We start from the raw sequence: 15,917 nt of genomic DNA, 5'->3' as shown, positions 1-15,917 counted from the left end.
ATGGCTGAGAGGATTGCATGAAATACGTTGCAGCAGCGGCAATATTCATCGCATTGGTTTTCCTTTTTATCCTCAATCGCACCAGTATAGAGCCTTATCTGCCGGGCTGGGCCACCACCGAGGATACGCCGGTAGTCGCATCCACCCGTCATGAAGGCCAGCACGGCGGGCAGGCAGGCGCGCGCAGTTTTGCGGCTACCACCACGGTCGCAAAATCGGGTTCGCTGCCGGTCACTCGGCAAACCATAGGGTCGGTGGTTGCCGTCAATTCCGCAGCACTCGCAAGCCCTGCGGCCGGCATCGTTGCGCAGGTGATTGCTCATGATGGCGCCGAGGTGAAGGCGGGCGATCTTCTGGTGCAACTCGATGACCGCACCATCAAGGCGAATATAACGCGTGATCAGGCTCTGCTTGCCAAGGATCAGGCAGCGCTCGACGAGGCCAATATCACGCTCAAGCGGGTCGAAACTCTGAGCCGGTCCGGTGCCGACACGCAGCAGCAATATGGCGATGCGGTCGCGGCGGCCAAGCAGGCGGCTGCAACCGTCGATGTCGACAATGCCAATCTGGCCGCGGACAATGTCACCCTGTCAAACACACAGATACACGCCTCGTTCGATGGCCGGCTGGGAGCCGTGCTCGTTTCTCCCGGCGCCTATGTGGCGGCAGGCGCCGACGTTGTGGTGCTGACGCAAATGAAGCCGGTCTTCGCGGAGTTTTCCCTGCCGGAAACGGATCTCGATATCGCCCGATCCGCAATGGCTAACAAGCGGCTGACCGTAAACGTCACGCCGACACTTGACCGCAGCGTGGACAAGGCGACAACCGGCGAAGTCGTCTTTATCGACAATGCCGTGGATACGGCTTCCGGCACGTTCCGGATGCGGGCAGAATTTCCGAACGAGACCGAAATGCTCTGGCCGGGACAGTCGCTGAGCGTCACCGTCAATGCCGGCAGCAAAGATAATATCGTGATCGTGCCGACCGTTGCCGTACAGCCGCATGGGGACGGTTTCATCTGTTTTGTGCTGCGCGCCGATCAGACTGCCGAGATGCGCAACGTCGTTCCGGCGCTCAGCGTCGGCGACATGACGGGCGTCAGTGCCGGATTGCAGGATGGCGAACAGGTGGTCATAGGAGGCCAGGCCGGACTGGTGAACGGAGCGCATGTCGACACCGGCGCCACCAAGGCGAAGGGATAGCGCGATGTCCCTTTCGGAAATCTTCATCCGCCGGCCGGTCGCGACATTCCTTCTCATCGTCGGCCTCATTCTGGCGGGTGCTGCCGCCTATCGAAACCTGCCCGTCGCAGCCTTGCCGCAGGCCGATTTCCCGACAATCAACGTCTCCGCCCAGCTTGCCGGTGCGTCTCCCGATACGATGGCGAGTTCGGTTGCGACGCCGCTCATCAAACAGTTCGAGACGATCGCCGGCATCGACACGATCAGCGCCACCTCCTCGCTCGGCAATACCCAGATCACCATCCAGTTCGATCTGTCGCGCAATATCGATGCTGCAGCCGCCGACGTACAGGCCGCAATTGCCCGCACCCAGCGGCAACTGCCGGACAATCTCACCACCCCGCCGAGCTATCGCAAATCGAACCCGGCCGATTCCGCCGTGATCGTGCTGGCGCTGACCAGCGATGTCGCCGATCTCACCAAGATGGACGATATCGCCGAAAACATCATCTCGCCGGCACTCTCGACCATTTCAGGCGTCGCACAGGCACAGATTTTTGGTGCCAAGACCTATGCCGTCCGGGTCGAGGTCGATCCCGACCGTCTGGCCAGCCGTGGACTTGCACTCGATGGTCTGGCAACCACCCTTTCGGCGGCAAACGACCAGTCACCGCTCGGCACATTGCAGAACAGGTCGCAAGCCCTGACGCTCGACGCATCCACGCAGCGCACCGATGCGGCAAGCTTCCGCACGCTGATCATCGCCAAGCCGAATAACCGTATCGTACGCCTCGGCGACGTTGCCGATGTGAAGGACAGCGTCGCCGTTCTCAACCAGGGCAGCTGGCTGGATGGCACACCGGCCATCGTCCTCTCCGTCCAGCGCCAGCCGGGCGCCAATACCGTCGCGGTCGTCGATGCGATCAAGGCAAAAATACCGGAACTGCAGGCAGCACTGCCGGGTAACATGCATATCAATGTCGTCAACGACGCTTCCGTTTCGATCCGGGCTGCGGTGTCCGATGTCGAAACGACGCTCATGGTGACGATCGGGCTGGTGGTTCTGGTGATCTACCTGTTCCTGCGCCGCCTGTGGGCGACACTGATCCCCGGTCTGGCCGTGCCCCTATCGCTCATGGCGACGCTCGCGGCCATGTATGCTTTCGGTTATTCGATCGACAATATCTCGCTTCTGGGGCTGACGCTGTCCGTCGGCCTTGTCGTGGACGATGCGATCGTCATGCTCGAAAACATCGTCCGCAAGGTCGAGGAAGGCATGCCGCCGTTTCAGGCAGCGATCGAAAGCAGCCGCGAGGTGACGGGAACCATCGTTTCCATGTCGATCTCGCTGGTGGCGGTTTTCCTGCCGATCCTGCTGATGGGCGGTGTCGTCGGGCGTGTCCTCAACGAATTCGGCATCGTCGTGACACTCGCCATCCTCTCTTCCGCAGTGGTTTCCCTGACAGTGACCCCGATGCTGGCCGCACGCCTGCCGCATGACGAGGCGGCTCACGAACACCGCGAACCGACGCTGTTCGACCGGGTGACGGCAGGTTATGGCCGCTGGGTGGGCTGGTGCCTCGATCATCGCGCAATCGTCATGCTGGTCTTCGTCGCCACGCTGGCGGCGTCCGCGTGGATGATGTCCACCCTGCCGCGCAGCTTTTTCCCCACCGAGGATATCGGCCTGCTGACGGTCTCGACACAGGCGCGTCAGGACATTTCCTATCAGGCCATGCACGATCTCCAGGCCAAGGCCGCGGCCATCGTCTCGGACAATCCGGCCGTGCAGCATGTCACCTCGACGCTCGGTTCCGGCCCCGGCGGATCGGCGCTCAACGCCGGAACGCTGCTTGTCCAGCTGAAGCCGGCCGATGACCGTCCGAACCTGGAGGTTACGCTTGCGCAGTTGCGGCATGCGCTCTCCGGTCTTGCGGGTTTGAAAACCTTCATCACACCGCAGCAGAGCCTGCGTTTCGGCGGCCGCAGCAGCCAGAGCCAATATCAGGTGGTGCTGCAGTCGATCGATGCCGCGGCGGCGAGACAGTGGTCGCAGACGCTCGGTGATGCCATGCGGGCCGAGAGCAATTATTTCGTCGATGTCGCGACGGATTTGCAGAACAACGCGCTGCAGGCGCATATCGAGATCGACAACGACCGCGCCAGCAGCCTCGGCATCTCCTCGAAATCGCTGCGCACCACGCTCGAAGCGGCGTTCGGCAGCTATGTCGCCACGCAGATCCAGACGACCGGCAACAGCTATGACGTCATTCTCGAATATGACCAGTCACGCGACTGGAACGAACAGGGGCTGGCCTCCCTGCGTGTCGCTTCGTCGTCGGGAACGCTTGTGCCGCTATCCAGCTTCGCGACGATCACACGTGAGGCAGGCCCGGTCACCGTCAACCAGAATGGCCAGCTGACCGCCGTGACCCTGTCCTTCAACCTGCCGGCCGGCGTTTCGCTCGGAACCGCGACCGATCGCATCGAGACCCTCAAACAGGAGATCAAACTGCCCGCCAGTGTAACGACGGGTTATGGTGGCGCCGCCCGCGTCTTCCAGCAGGCGAGTGGCAATACCGGCCTGCTGATCGGCGCCGCCGTGCTGACGATCTACATCGTGCTGGGGGTTTTCTATGAAAGCCTTCTGCATCCGCTGACCATCCTGTCCGGCCTGCCATCGGCCGCCTTCGGTGCGCTTCTGGCGCTCAAACTTGCCGGCATGGATCTGTCCATCATCGCGCTGATCGGCCTTCTGATGCTGATCGGCATCGTCAAGAAGAACGCGATCATGATGATCGATGTCGCGCTCACGCTGCAACGCGAGGAAAATCACCCAACGCTTTCGGCCATCCATGAGGCTGCCGTCCGGCGTTTTCGTCCCATCATGATGACGACATTCTGCGCCCTGCTCGGCGCGCTGCCGATTGCGGTCGGCACCGGTGCGAGTTCGGAACTGCGCCAGCCGCTCGGCATTGCCGTCGTCGGCGGCCTGATCGTCAGCCAGATCCTCACCCTGTTCATGACCCCGGTTATTTTCGTCGAGATCGAAAGACTGTCGTCAATGGTCGGGTCGCTCAGGCAAAGGCTGCGCCGAACACGCACGGCGACCTCCGCCTGATCAACGTGCCGGACCGGTGGCATTTTCGAGCAAAGCTTACCAAGGTTTAATCCGGCGGATATCCAGCGGTAATCCAGACTGTTCTAATGTCCATCCCATGGTCACGGAACAAGACCGTTGGCCATCCAAGCAGGATCAGGACCATGTGGACATCAGCACGCACGTTTGTCACCACCGGTCTGGTCGCCTTGACGATTGCCGGCACGGCACTCGCCACCGCTTCCCAGGCTGAAGCACATAACAATTTTGGCCGCGGCCTTGTTGCCGGCATTGCCGGAGCCGTTGTCGGCGGCGCCTTGCTCGCAGGCGCCGGGCATTCACCCACCTACGGCACTCCCGCCTATGCCGCCCCGCCGTATGGCCCTCCTCCCATGCCTTACGGACCATCGCCGGTGGCCGCCTATGCGCCGGATTGCCAGGTTGTCTGGAAGCAGAATGCCTGGGGCGACATGTACCGCGCCCATATCTGCGACTAGGCCGCCAAAAATCGGCGGCCAACACCGCCCTCCCACACCGATTGAAACCATTGGGCGCGCCGCTTCACCGGCGGCGACGCCTTCGCTTACCCATCGTTCAAAAGAGTGAGACCGACCATGTCCAACATCATTCGCAGAAACCGCATGCTCGCCCTTCTGGGCGCCGCCATCATTGCCGTGCCATTGGCAACGCCGATCATCGTCGGCAACAGCGTGGCATTTGCCGACGCGCCATCTCCGGCACCCACTGTGGGCGGCATCATTGCCCCAGCCGGTTCGTTTGCCGCGATCGTTTCGGCAGACAAGCCGGCCGTCGTCACCATCACCACCACGATGAAGGCCGAAACGGCCGCCTCCGACGAGGCTTCGCCCTTCGGTGACAATTCGCCGTTCAACGAGCAGTTCAGACAGTTTTTTGGCCAGCAAGGCATCCCGATGCCACATCAGGCGCCGCAACAGCATCAATCGCAACGCGCGCAAGCGCTCGGCTCCGGCTTCGTCATCTCGGCGGATGGTTATATCGTCACCAACAACCACGTCATCGACAAGGCGATCGATATCAAGGTGACGATGGATGACGGCACGGAACTGCCGGCAAAACTGATCGGCGCCGACCCGAAATCCGACCTCGCTGTTATCAAGATCGATGCGAAAAAGCCGCTGGCGACCGTTGCCTGGGGTGATTCCGACAAGCTGAAACTCGGTGACCAGATCCTGGCGATCGGCAACCCGTTCGGGATCGGCACGACGGTGACCGCCGGTATCGTCTCGGCACGTGGCCGCGACCTGCATTCCGGCCCCTATGACGATTTCATCCAGATCGATGCACCGATCAACCATGGCAATTCCGGTGGCCCGCTCGTCGATAACAACGGCAATGTCGTCGGCATCAACACGGCGATCTATTCGCCGAACGGTGGCAGCGTCGGTGTCGGTTTCGCAATTCCATCCGATCAGGCAAGACAGGTTGTCGCCAAGCTGATGAAGGACGGCTCGATCGAGCATGGCTTCATCGGCGTGCAGATCCAACCGGTTTCCGCCGATATCGCCAATGCGATCGGGCTGGACAAGTCCGAGGGCGCACTGGTGGCCGTCGTCAACGATGGCACACCTGCCGCCAAGGCCGGCGTCATGACCGGCGATGTCATCACCGCGCTGGGCGGCAAGCCGGTAACCTCTCCACGCGATCTTTCACGCATGGTTGCCGACCTTGCACCCGGCTCGAAGGAGGACCTGACCGTCTGGCGCCAGGGTTCGACCAGGGACCTGCGCCTGACGATCGGTGAAAACGGCAAGGAGGAACAGCAGGCGTCCGCGGATGAAGGCAAGGCTGGTCCGGCTGCCCAGAAACTCCCGACCATCGGCATCGGTCTCGCCGATGTCACGGATGAGGTTCGCCAGGCGCTGAACCTTTCGGCACATGAAACGGGCGCCGTCATTGCCAGCGTCGCGCCCGACAAGCCGGCGGCAGAAGCAGGCCTCCAGACCGGCGATGTGATCGTTTCGGTCAACCAGCATGCGGTCAAGACCGCGAAGGAAGCCAAGGCTGCCGTGGCGGATGCCGGCAAGAGCGGCCGCAAGGCCGTTCTGCTGCTGATCGAACGCGGCGGTGACCAGAGTTTCGTCACCGTTCCCTTCGCAATCGGCTGACCGGCATCTGCACAAATCCGGCCCTGCCCAATGACATGGGCGGGGCCGGGGTTCTCATTTTCCTGCCAACGTAAAGGGGAATGAAAGAAGACATCCCTGATACTCGATAACCTATCAAACGATCCGGCGGGAATGATCATGGCTCAGGAAAATCTGGCCGGCACCGATCTCGGTGCGGGCAGCTTTGTGGATTTCGACAATGGCAGGGGCGAAAGCGCCACCGTAAAACTGGGTGACTTCTCCAACAGCCTGAAACAGGCCCAGGCAAAGTCGGTTCGGTTGGTTGACGCCCTGACCGGCATTCCGCTGAAGCGCAAGGATGCTGTGCGGGTGGACGATCTGCGGCCGGCGCTTGTCGATTACCTGCGCAGCCAGCACCCGACACTCCACTCCGACGATTACATCAATCGCAAGACGATGGACGATTTGCGTGGCGAATATATTCGCGAGCTTCTGAAAGACGAGCGCGGCGAGTTGTCATCGCTTGAGACCGACGTTGTCGAGAGCCTGCGCAGTCACGAGCTGCTCGCGGAAAATGTCGAGACGGAATATACGGGCCGCCGCAGCCTTGGTGACCGGATCGCCGATGGCGTCGCATCATTTGGCGGAAGCTGGACGTTCATCATCAGCTTCTTTGCATTTCTGGCCGTCTGGATGCTGATCAATGCCGCGCTCGGTCAGGCCGAAGCGTTCGATGCCTATCCCTTTATCCTTCTCAATCTGGTGCTGTCGACGATTGCCGCCTTTCAGGCACCTGTCATCATGATGAGCCAACGCCGGCAGGAAGAAAAAGACAGGCTACGCGCCCTCAACGACTACAAGGTCAACTTGAAGGCGGAGCTGGAAATTCGCCACCTGCACGAGAAGGTCGATCATCTGCTGAACAGGCAGTGGGAAAGGCTGACCGAGATCCAGCAGGTCCAGATCGAGATGATGAACGATCAGGCACGGATCGCCAAACGCATGCTGAAGTCAACAAGGCCACCGGCCAAAGTAATTAAGGCGGCGAAAATCGAAAAACAACTGGAGGATTGAGAAAAATTACCATTCTTGTTTCATCGATAGCGGATTTTCTAAACATCTCCACTCAATCGCGTCTTACTCATAGCTCCAGCGATTATCATTGTTCGTGGCTACCATGGTCTTGGAAGGATACGAACCACTGGCCCGTTTTTTCTAAGAATTAGCTAGAAAGGTCATGTTAACAAAGTGTTTATGCCAATGCGACCGGGGGACACCATGACGACACTTGGGGTCTATGATCTCAAAGATCACGTTCTTGCGCTTGATCTCAGAAACTTGCTGCGACTTTTCCTCGTTCCTTAGAAGCACGCTGGGTGGTTGCTCTGAACCCTTCAAACTGCAGCAGTTTTGACTAGAGTTTTCCAGTGCAATTTCCTGGCTGGGAAATAAACGGACAGACGAGAATGAACTGCGATGCGTGACGCATCGCAGTCTCCTCAGTAGATCGTCAGAGCAGGAACAAAGCTCACCGCCATCAATAGCAGCATGGCCATGCCGAAGAAGGGCCAGAGTTCCCGCGTCGTTGCGCCGAGCGGCGCCCTGGCAATCGACGAGGAGATGAACAGCGTCGTTCCGATCGGCGGCGTGTAAAGGCCGATGCCGAGATTGATCACCATCATCAGCCCGAGCTGCACCCGGTCGAGTTCGATCGCATCCGCCAGCGGCACGAAGATCGGGCCGAGCAGCAGGATGGCAGGCGGCATGTCGAGCGGCATGCCGACGATCAGCATCAGAATGTTCATCATCAGGATGATGACGATCGGGCTGGAGATATTGGCCGCCACCCATTCCGCCATCTGTTGCGGCGCCTGATCGAAGGTCAGCACCCAGCCGACGGCCGCACTGCCCATGATCACCAGCATGACGACGCCGGTTGCCACACCCGCCTCCACGAGGTTTTCGCAAAAGCGGCCCCAAGTGAGATCGCGGTAGAACAGCAGGCTCAGCAGCAGGGAATAGACCACCGACAGAACCGCGACTTCGGTGGGCGTTGCAAAGCCGAAGCGCAAGAGAAGGATGATCAGGATCGGCAAAAGGATTGCCGGTGCGCTCTGCAGGGCAAGGCGGGCCAGATCGCGTTTGCGGATACCGGATGCGCTGGCGGCATATCCCCTTCTCACCGAAATGAACCAGCAGACGAAGATGAAGCTCGCCGCCATGATCAGGCCTGGCACGATGCCGGAGATGAAGAGGTTGGCCACGCTGACACCGCTGATCAACGAATAGAGGATCATCGGGATCGACGGCGGAATCAGCACGTCGATCACCGCCGACGTTGCGTTATTGGCAGCACAGAGCGCCGGCGGAAATCCCTGTTTTTTCTGCCAGGGGATCAGCACTGAGCCGAGCGCGCTGGCATTGGCCACCGCCGAGCCCGACACACCACCGAAGACGACGGACGAGACGACGGTGGTGGACAACGGCCCGCCGCGCCAGCGTTGCATGGCTCGTGAGGCCAGTTCCAGCAGCTGCTTGCCAAGCTCGCCACCGAGCATCAGCGTGCCGGCCAGCATGAAGAAGGGCAGTGCCAGCATCGGAAACGACTGTGTCTGGTCATAGACCTGCTGCGCCACCAGCGACAGCGGCACATAGCCGTTGAAGAGGATGCCGAGGCCCGCGGCAATGATCAGCGCATAACCGACAGGCACGGCCAGAACCATCAGCACGCAGAAGGAGACGATCATGATCATGGTCATAGCGGCATTTCCTCTGCCTTGATTTCAATGCGATGGTCCCAGCCGAACCGGAGCACACGCAGCGTTGCCGCGATGGTCACGAAGGACACCAGCAATGCGCCGATCGCCAGCGCGTAATAACCGATGCTGTTGGGCAGTTGCAGGACGGGACTGTGTTCGATGCCGGCGATCTCGGCGACCACGACCGACTGGTAGGCCAGGATCAGAAAGGCAACGATGCTGATGGCATTGGCGAACACGAATGCGACAAGCCGCGCCGTGCCATTGAGCTTGTCGTAGAGCCACTCGACGGCCATGTGGCCGCCGGCATGCGCCGCCAGAACGATGCCCGCGATGATGAACCAGGGGAACATCAGCATGGGCAATTCCTGCGCGAAGCCGAAACCGCCGCTTTCGAGCATGTAGCGGGCCAGCACGTTCGCCGTCATCACCACCGTCAGCGCGATACCGCTGGCGATGATGACGAAACGGGAAAAGACAACGATGGCAAGCGACACAAGGTCGACGCCTTTCAACAGGATCTGCATGGATGGCTCCGATCAGGACCAGGGCTTTTAAGCCCTGGCCTCCGCTTCGATCTTGCTGACGAAATCGCCGAACGGTTTTTTCTTCCAGTTCTCGGCAACACCCGCCGTCGCCTTGACGAAGGCCTCACGCTCGACCTCCGTGACCTCGACAGCCGCGTTGCTCTTGAAATTGGCAAGAACCTGGGCTTCCTTTTCGGCCGATAGCTTGCGCTGCAGGTCGCCCGCCTCCTTGGCTGCCGCCTTGACCGCTTCGAGGTCGGCACCGAGACGGGCCTGGGCGATCTTCGACATCAGGAACGGTGTCGATTCCCATTTGTGTGCGGTGAGGCTCACATATTTGTTGACCTCGAACAGCTTGGAGCTTTCGATATTGGCGAGCGGGTTTTCCTGCCCGTCGACGACACCCTGCTGCAACGCGATGTAAAGTTCACCGAAGGCGATCTGTTCGGTGGCAGCGCCCAGTGCCTGAAAGATGTCGATGGTCATCGGATCGGCGGGCGTGCGGATCTTCAGGCCCTTCAGTTCGCCCGGCGCTGAGATCTTGCGCTTCGAATTGGTGAGGTGGCGAATGCCGTTGTCCCACCAGTCGAGCGGGACGACTCCGACCGCTTCGAAACGCTTGTTGAGGTCTGCGCCGACAGGTCCGTTGAGAACCGCCATGGCCTTCTGCGTATCGGGAAACAGGAAAGGCAGGCCGAGCGCCGCGAGTTCAGGCACGAGGGCGGACGTGGCGCCCTGGCTGTTGGCGGTAAAATCGAGCGCGCCGGTGCGCAGGCTGGTCAGCATGGCGGAATCGCTGCCGAGCGTTTCGGCACCGGCAACGTTGATCTTGATGCGGCCGGCGGTCTTTTCGGCCACCAGTTCGGCAAATTTGGTTGCCGCCAGTGTGCGCGGGTTTCCGGGGGCCGCACCGTGCCCGAGCGTCAGTGTGGTTGCCGCCTGCGCCGGGCGGATGCCAAAGACCACCGCCGGAGCCGCCAGGGCGCCGGTCGCGACAGTCAGAAATGCGCGTCTGTTGATAAACAAGCTCATGTTCTCCTCCATTATGTGCTCGCGTGAAATGATCGGCCCGCACTCCCATCCGGGCCGTCACAAGGGTCTATTCATCCAGCCATGACCTGATCGCCGCCGTTACCTTCTGCGTCGAAAGACCATACTGGTCATGCAATGTCGGAAGCGCTCCCGCTTCCAGAAAGGCATCGGGAAGACCGATCTGCCGGAACGCGGCAGGCCTGACATCCGAACGCATCAGGGCGGCACCAACGGCCTCTCCCAGGCCGCCGATGACGGTATGGTTTTCCGCCACGACCACAAGCCTGTTCTGCTTGCGGCATTCGGCCAGGATCGTCGCCTCGTCGAGAGGCTTGATCGTCGGCACGTGCAGAACGGCAGCCTCGACGCCATCCTTCTGCAACTCCTTTGCGGCTTCCAGCGCCCGCATCGTCATCAGGCCGGACGAGATGATCAGAACATCCTTTCCCTCCCGAATGATCTTGGCCTTTCCAAGCTCGAACTTGTAGCCGTATTCCTCGAGCACCACCGGCACGTTGCCGCGTAACAGGCGCATGTAGACCGGCCCCTTGTGTGCCGCGATGGCCGGCACCGCCTGCTCGATTTCGCTGGCATCGCAGGGATCGATGATCGTCAGGTTCGGCATGCCGCGGAACATGGCGATATCCTCAGTCGCCTGATGGCTGGGGCCGTAACCCGTGGTCAGGCCCGGAAGCGCACAGACGATCTTGACGTCCAGCATTTCCTCGGCGATCGCCAGGCAGATGAAGTCATAGGCGCGCCGCGATGCAAACACGGCGTAGGTCGTGACCCAGGGCTGAAAACCCTCGCGCGCCATGCCGGCCGCCGACATCATCAGCAGCTGCTCGGCCATGCCCATCTGGTAGAATTTGTCCGGGTGGGCGGCGCGAAAGACGTGCAGGTCTGTATATTTGGCGAGATCCGCCGACATGCCGACGATGCGATCGTCCTTTTCCGCCAGTTTCGCCAGTGTATGTCCGAAAGGTGCGGGCCGTGTCTGCTGGTCGGGGCCGGCGATCGAGGCGATCATGGCAGACGTGGTCATTCTCGGCCGGTCGGTGCCGTTGGTCAGAAAATCCGGCCGGATATATTTCGAGCGCCTCATGCCCCTGCCCCCGCATCGATGATCCTGATTGCTTCCTTCCACTCATCCGGTTCGACGCGAAGGAAGTGGTTTCGCTCCCGCGCTTCGAGGAAGGGCACGCCCTTTGCCATTTTCGTATCACAGATGATGATGCGTGGCTGCTGTCCTTTGTGATGACGGGCGGCATCGAAGGCGGCCACCAGTGCGCCGATATCATTGCCATCAACGCGCTGGACGAACCAGTTGAAGGCCTCGAATTTCGGCCCGAGCGGCTCGAAATTGAGAACGCCCATCGACGGGCCATCGGCCTGCATCTGGTTGACGTCGACGATGCCGATGAGATTGTCGAGCTTGTAGGAGCCCGCCGACATAGCAGCCTCCCAGGTTGAGCCTTCGTCCAGTTCACCATCGGAAAACAGGTTGTAGACAAAGGCGTCCGATTTCTTGCGCTTGAGCGCCAGTGCCATGCCGACGGCGATGCCCAGCCCGTGGCCGAGCGATCCGCCGGTGATTTCCATACCCGGCGTATAGGCCGCCATTCCCGACATCGGCAGCCGGCTTTCATCCGTGCCGTAGGTTTCGAGCTCGTCCTCCGGGATGATTTTCGCCTCGATCAGCGCCGCATAGAGCGCAATCGCGTAATGGCCGATCGAGAGCAAGAAGCGGTCGCGCCCTTCCCATTCGGGGTCCTCGGGACGGTAGTTGGTGGCATGAAAGTATGAAACGGCCAGCACATCGGCAACGCCGAGCGCCTGGGCGATATAGCCCTGGCCCTGCACTTCGCCCATCCGCAGCGCATGGCGTCTGATACGCCGGGCGCGTTCGGGCAGGCTGATATTGTGACCCATCTGTGCCATAGGGTGGCATCTCCTCGAATTGCCTTGCTGATGCCGCCGATCAGTGGATCAGCATGCCGCCATTGACGTCGATCACCGCGCCGGTGACATAGGCCGACAGGTCGGACGCTAGGAACAGGTAGATGCTGGCGACATCGCGCGCATCGCCGAGCCGGCTGAGCGGAATGCCCTTGATGATGTCGGTGCGCATCTCGTCGGTCAGCTTGCCGCCGGTAATGTCTGTCTGGATCAGGCCGGGCGTTACCGAATTGACGCGGATGCCGACGGGGCCGAATTCACGCGCCATCGCCTTGGCAAGACCGAGGACACCGGCCTTGGCAGCCGAATAATGCGGGCCGCCGAAAATTCCGCCGCCACGCTGCGCCGACACGGACGAAATGCAGGCGATCGAGCCGCCGCCATGGTCGCGCATGCCCGGAATGAAGGCCTGGCTGAGAAACAGGATGCCGGTCATGTTGACAGAAACGATCCGGTTCCAATCGGCCTCGGTGATATCGAGGGTTTTCACCGGCTGGGTGATGCCGGCATTGTTTATGAGTGAATCAATCTTGCCAAACGCGGCCTCGACGGCAGCCGCGGCCGCAAGGCAGGACGCCTTGTCCGCAACATCGCATCGCAGGCCGATATGGCTGCCCTGCGGCACTGCCGGCAGTTCCGTGGCCGCGACTTCCGCCGCATCACCATCGATGTCCAGAATGGCAACCCGAGCGCCATGCTCGGCAAATAGTTCAGCCGTGGCGCGGCCAATGCCACGCCTGCTCGCCGCGCCCGAAATGACCGCGGTTTTCCCTTGCAACAACATGTCTGTTCTCCTCCCGATGCCTCCCCGACATCGGTCTCCTCCCACACGACGACTGGCGCCGCATGTCATCAAGTTGACAAAACGCCAGCTGCACCACAAACGCGATATTTACACGGGATAGTGAATCTGTTTCACTAATCCGATGTTGAACATGGCGTCGCTGTCTGCTTTTCGCGTCTTCGAGTCGGCCGCCCGCCTCGGATCGTTCCGGGCTGCGGCGGACGAACTGAACCTGTCGCCCAGCGCCGTCAGCCACGCGATAAAGGGGCTGGAAAAAAGCCTGGGCGTCGCCCTGTTCGAGCGCACGACACGAAACGTCACGCTGACGCTTTCTGGCCAGACGATGCTGACCCACGCATCCGGCGCCTTCGAGGAACTGCGGCGCGGTATTGAGGCAATCTCATCCAATCGGGCGCATCTGCTGAGAGTTCACTGCGCGCCAAGCTTTGCAGCGCAGGTTCTCTCTCCCCTGCTTCCCTCGTTCCTGAGGCAAAACCCAGGTGTCGAGGTAAGAATCGCCGCCAGCACCACCTATGCCCGGTTCGTGGACGGGCTTTTCGACGTGGATATCGTTTATGGCGAACCCCTGAACCGCGAAGACCTGATCGTGATTCCACTCGGCGAGGAAATTGTTTCTCCGCTGTGTTCGCCGGAATTTGCCGCCTCGTTGAAATCCATCCGCGACCTGACGAGATCTCCCCTCATCCGCAGCGACCTGAAGCGCATCCAGTGGGGTGACTGGTTCGAGGCCAACGATCTCGGCCCGCCGCCGGCGCCGGCGATGTCCTTCGACCGATCATTTCTGGCACTCGATGCGGCCGCCAACGGACTGGGCATCGCGCTGGAATCGAACATACTGGCGCGGCGTGCGCTGGAAAGCGGCAGACTGGTGCGGCCGTTGGCCGGCAAGGGCCGCGACAATCGCTATATCGGCCATTATCTCGCCTATCCGAAATCCGGCAGCCAGCGACGGCTCGCTCGTGAATTTGCGGCATGGCTGCAGGCGGAAGTGATGATGGGGCCGATCGAGAAGTAACAAGCCAGACACCCGGGCGCTCAGCGTAAATTCAGCTGATACACACCAGTTTTACCATTTCGACGCGCAACCTCTCCATGGCCGGCGCGCCCCGATCCGGGACGCGCAATTGTCACGCCTGATTGCGCGCCATGAAGTCCGTGGCGCTGCCGTCGGCAACGTCGACGAAGGTGACGTCGGTCGGGGAACGGCGCGGCGCGTCGATCGACAGGAACACAACAGGCTCCTCGATCAACGTGGGAAGCGAGTGCACGACATTGCGTTCGAAAAACAGAAGATGCCCCGGAGAAAACTCGGCTTCCGTGGATGGGTCTCCCATCCAGAACGTACCGCGTCCGGACAGGACATAGAGATATTCGTCACATTCCCGGTGGAAATGCGCCGGCACGCCCCGGTAGGCGCGAAACACGCGGCAGCTCGCTCCTTCGCGATCCACCAGATACTCGTCGGCGAGCATGGTTTTTGCGGTTTCAGGAAGTTTTGCGGCGATTTCGGCTGGAATGAAGCGTGCGAATTTCGAGTCGTTTTCGGTGGTCATGGAGGCTCCGATTGAAGTGTGTGATGTCCGTCCCCGCGGTGCCGACCAGGCGTTACATCGCCTGATCGAACAACAGATTGACCCCTGCGGCCTTTTCGATGGTTTCCATGTAGCCCAGGACAGCCGGAGGGAATTCAAGACCCTTGACGATGCTGAGCGATCGCAGGATCGGCCAGAGCTTGATATCGCTGATACCGCTGAACTCGTGTTCACCCAGAAGTCCGGAGAGGACCTTGAGCTTGACATTCATTTCGGCAATGAGGGCCGCACTGTCCGCCAACAGGGCTTCGAGATCGCCAAATGCCTTTTCTTCGCGCAGGCGATAGGCTTCGCGAGCCTGCGGCGTTGCCAGTTCCGCGAACTGCGCCTTCGTGAACCGCGGGATGAACAGTTTCAGTCCAAGCCGCCAGGCATCCGTTCCCCAGGCGTCGAGCGCCTCGTTGGCGGGACCGTCGAACATCGGGGTGTCAAGCTGGTCGATGAAGTGGACGATATCCAGGCTTTCGCCCATATGCGAACCGTCCGGCCGCTCCAGAATTGGAACGGCCTTTTTTCCGATGAGACGGGTCGGCGTTTCGGCATCGCCTTCCATGACGACCACCGTCTCATACGGAATATTCTTCACACCTAGAGCCAGCCTGGCCCGCGTGCAGAACGGGCAGTGCTCGTAGATGTAAAGTTTCATGCGGCGCCTCCGGCCAGCTTGACGAGCGGCAGAACCTCTGAGCTTTCGACGAGGTCAGGCACCTGCGCGAACAGTTCGGCGATGTGCGGCGCAGACAGATGCTTGTCGAGCAGTGCCTGGCTCGTCCATTCTTCCGTCCAGATGAAGCGGCTCGGGTTATTGGCATCACGGTTGAGCTGGTAGGTGATGCAGCCCTCTTCCTTGAGGG

The 15,917-nt window shown here is 60.7% G+C and carries 15 protein-coding genes; 6 read left to right on the top strand and 9 right to left on the bottom strand.

The window, feature by feature from the left end:
• Nucleotides 1-17 precede the first annotated feature (17 nt).
• The 5 genes from EDF70_RS28980 (at nucleotide 18) to EDF70_RS28960 (ending at nucleotide 7,463) form a co-directional block, all read left to right on the top strand.
• Nucleotides 18-1,202: an efflux RND transporter periplasmic adaptor subunit gene (locus EDF70_RS28980; RefSeq protein WP_132281579.1), complete on the top strand. Its 1,185-nt coding sequence runs from the start codon at nucleotides 18-20 to the stop codon at nucleotides 1,200-1,202.
• A gap of 4 nt (nucleotides 1,203-1,206) precedes the next feature.
• Complete coding sequence (locus tag EDF70_RS28975) at nucleotides 1,207-4,302, top strand: efflux RND transporter permease subunit (RefSeq protein ID WP_132281576.1); 3,096 nt, start codon at nucleotides 1,207-1,209, stop codon at nucleotides 4,300-4,302.
• 143 nt (nucleotides 4,303-4,445) lie between these two features.
• Entirely contained in the window at nucleotides 4,446-4,778 is a 333-nt protein-coding gene (locus EDF70_RS28970; protein WP_132281573.1) for a hypothetical protein, read from the top strand.
• A gap of 117 nt (nucleotides 4,779-4,895) precedes the next feature.
• The gene (locus tag EDF70_RS28965; RefSeq protein ID WP_132281570.1) at nucleotides 4,896-6,428 is read left to right on the top strand and encodes a DegQ family serine endoprotease; all 1,533 of its coding nucleotides are present in this window, start codon (nucleotides 4,896-4,898) and stop codon (nucleotides 6,426-6,428) included.
• A gap of 138 nt (nucleotides 6,429-6,566) precedes the next feature.
• On the top strand, nucleotides 6,567-7,463 hold the full coding sequence (locus EDF70_RS28960; RefSeq protein WP_132281567.1) for a DUF1003 domain-containing protein: 897 nt from the start codon (nucleotides 6,567-6,569) through the stop codon (nucleotides 7,461-7,463).
• A gap of 425 nt (nucleotides 7,464-7,888) precedes the next feature.
• On the opposite strand, the gene EDF70_RS28955 is transcribed toward EDF70_RS28960, so the two are convergent.
• The 6 genes from EDF70_RS28955 to EDF70_RS28930 form a co-directional block, all read right to left on the bottom strand.
• Nucleotides 7,889-9,148: a TRAP transporter large permease subunit gene (locus tag EDF70_RS28955; protein ID WP_132281564.1), complete on the bottom strand. Its 1,260-nt coding sequence runs from the start codon at nucleotides 9,146-9,148 to the stop codon at nucleotides 7,889-7,891.
• Complete coding sequence (locus EDF70_RS28950) at nucleotides 9,145-9,675, bottom strand: TRAP transporter small permease subunit (RefSeq protein ID WP_132281561.1); 531 nt, start codon at nucleotides 9,673-9,675, stop codon at nucleotides 9,145-9,147. The genes EDF70_RS28955 and EDF70_RS28950 overlap by 4 nt, the downstream gene beginning before the upstream one ends.
• 27 nt (nucleotides 9,676-9,702) lie before the next feature.
• Nucleotides 9,703-10,707: a TRAP transporter substrate-binding protein gene (locus tag EDF70_RS28945; protein ID WP_132281558.1), complete on the bottom strand. Its 1,005-nt coding sequence runs from the start codon at nucleotides 10,705-10,707 to the stop codon at nucleotides 9,703-9,705.
• Between the two features lie 67 nt (nucleotides 10,708-10,774).
• Nucleotides 10,775-11,812 (bottom strand): transketolase family protein, encoded by a 1,038-nt coding sequence (locus EDF70_RS28940; RefSeq protein WP_132281555.1) that lies wholly within the window; start codon nucleotides 11,810-11,812, stop codon nucleotides 10,775-10,777.
• Nucleotides 11,809-12,648 (bottom strand): transketolase, encoded by an 840-nt coding sequence (locus tag EDF70_RS28935; RefSeq protein WP_132281552.1) that lies wholly within the window; start codon nucleotides 12,646-12,648, stop codon nucleotides 11,809-11,811. Before EDF70_RS28935 ends, EDF70_RS28940 begins: the two co-directional genes overlap by 4 nt.
• A gap of 40 nt (nucleotides 12,649-12,688) precedes the next feature.
• Nucleotides 12,689-13,450 (bottom strand): SDR family NAD(P)-dependent oxidoreductase, encoded by a 762-nt coding sequence (locus tag EDF70_RS28930; protein ID WP_245519425.1) that lies wholly within the window; start codon nucleotides 13,448-13,450, stop codon nucleotides 12,689-12,691.
• Between the two features lie 142 nt (nucleotides 13,451-13,592).
• Between EDF70_RS28930 and EDF70_RS28925 the strand changes: the two genes are divergently transcribed.
• Nucleotides 13,593-14,486 (top strand): LysR substrate-binding domain-containing protein, encoded by an 894-nt coding sequence (locus EDF70_RS28925; protein ID WP_132281549.1) that lies wholly within the window; start codon nucleotides 13,593-13,595, stop codon nucleotides 14,484-14,486.
• 112 nt (nucleotides 14,487-14,598) lie between these two features.
• On the opposite strand, the gene EDF70_RS28920 is transcribed toward EDF70_RS28925, so the two are convergent.
• The 3 genes from EDF70_RS28920 to EDF70_RS28910 form a co-directional block, all read right to left on the bottom strand.
• A complete protein-coding gene (locus EDF70_RS28920; RefSeq protein ID WP_132281546.1) occupies nucleotides 14,599-15,024 on the bottom strand; it encodes a cupin domain-containing protein in 426 nt (141 codons plus the stop codon).
• 52 nt (nucleotides 15,025-15,076) lie between these two features.
• Nucleotides 15,077-15,709 carry a glutaredoxin 2 gene (grxB, locus tag EDF70_RS28915; protein ID WP_132281543.1) on the bottom strand — a complete coding sequence of 211 codons (633 nt, stop codon included), beginning with the start codon at nucleotides 15,707-15,709 and terminating at the stop codon, nucleotides 15,077-15,079.
• Nucleotides 15,706-15,917, bottom strand: a 212-nt coding sequence (locus EDF70_RS28910) for a putative quinol monooxygenase (RefSeq protein ID WP_132281540.1), incomplete at its 5' end; no start/stop codon positions are given. The genes grxB and EDF70_RS28910, both read right to left, overlap by 4 nt.

The sequence above is a fragment of the Neorhizobium sp. JUb45 genome, assembly GCF_004343585.1.
Classification (GTDB): Bacteria; Pseudomonadota; Alphaproteobacteria; order Rhizobiales; family Rhizobiaceae; genus Neorhizobium.
This window is presented reverse-complemented; position numbering and strand designations above follow the sequence as displayed.

Coding starts and splice junctions, on each gene's coding strand:
- EDF70_RS28980 (WP_132281579.1), top strand. CDS start 18: ATGAAATACGTTGCAGCAGCGGCAATATTCATCGCATTGGTTTTCCTT.
- EDF70_RS28975 (WP_132281576.1), top strand. CDS start 1,207: ATGTCCCTTTCGGAAATCTTCATCCGCCGGCCGGTCGCGACATTCCTT.
- EDF70_RS28970 (WP_132281573.1), top strand. CDS start 4,446: ATGTGGACATCAGCACGCACGTTTGTCACCACCGGTCTGGTCGCCTTG.
- EDF70_RS28965 (WP_132281570.1), top strand. CDS start 4,896: ATGTCCAACATCATTCGCAGAAACCGCATGCTCGCCCTTCTGGGCGCC.
- EDF70_RS28960 (WP_132281567.1), top strand. CDS start 6,567: ATGGCTCAGGAAAATCTGGCCGGCACCGATCTCGGTGCGGGCAGCTTT.
- EDF70_RS28955 (WP_132281564.1), bottom strand. CDS start 9,148: ATGACCATGATCATGATCGTCTCCTTCTGCGTGCTGATGGTTCTGGCC.
- EDF70_RS28950 (WP_132281561.1), bottom strand. CDS start 9,675: ATGCAGATCCTGTTGAAAGGCGTCGACCTTGTGTCGCTTGCCATCGTT.
- EDF70_RS28945 (WP_132281558.1), bottom strand. CDS start 10,707: ATGAGCTTGTTTATCAACAGACGCGCATTTCTGACTGTCGCGACCGGC.
- EDF70_RS28940 (WP_132281555.1), bottom strand. CDS start 11,812: ATGAGGCGCTCGAAATATATCCGGCCGGATTTTCTGACCAACGGCACC.
- EDF70_RS28935 (WP_132281552.1), bottom strand. CDS start 12,648: ATGGCACAGATGGGTCACAATATCAGCCTGCCCGAACGCGCCCGGCGT.
- EDF70_RS28930 (WP_245519425.1), bottom strand. CDS start 13,450: ATGTTGTTGCAAGGGAAAACCGCGGTCATTTCGGGCGCGGCGAGCAGG.
- EDF70_RS28925 (WP_132281549.1), top strand. CDS start 13,593: ATGTTGAACATGGCGTCGCTGTCTGCTTTTCGCGTCTTCGAGTCGGCC.
- EDF70_RS28920 (WP_132281546.1), bottom strand. CDS start 15,024: ATGACCACCGAAAACGACTCGAAATTCGCACGCTTCATTCCAGCCGAA.
- grxB (WP_132281543.1), bottom strand. CDS start 15,709: ATGAAACTTTACATCTACGAGCACTGCCCGTTCTGCACGCGGGCCAGG.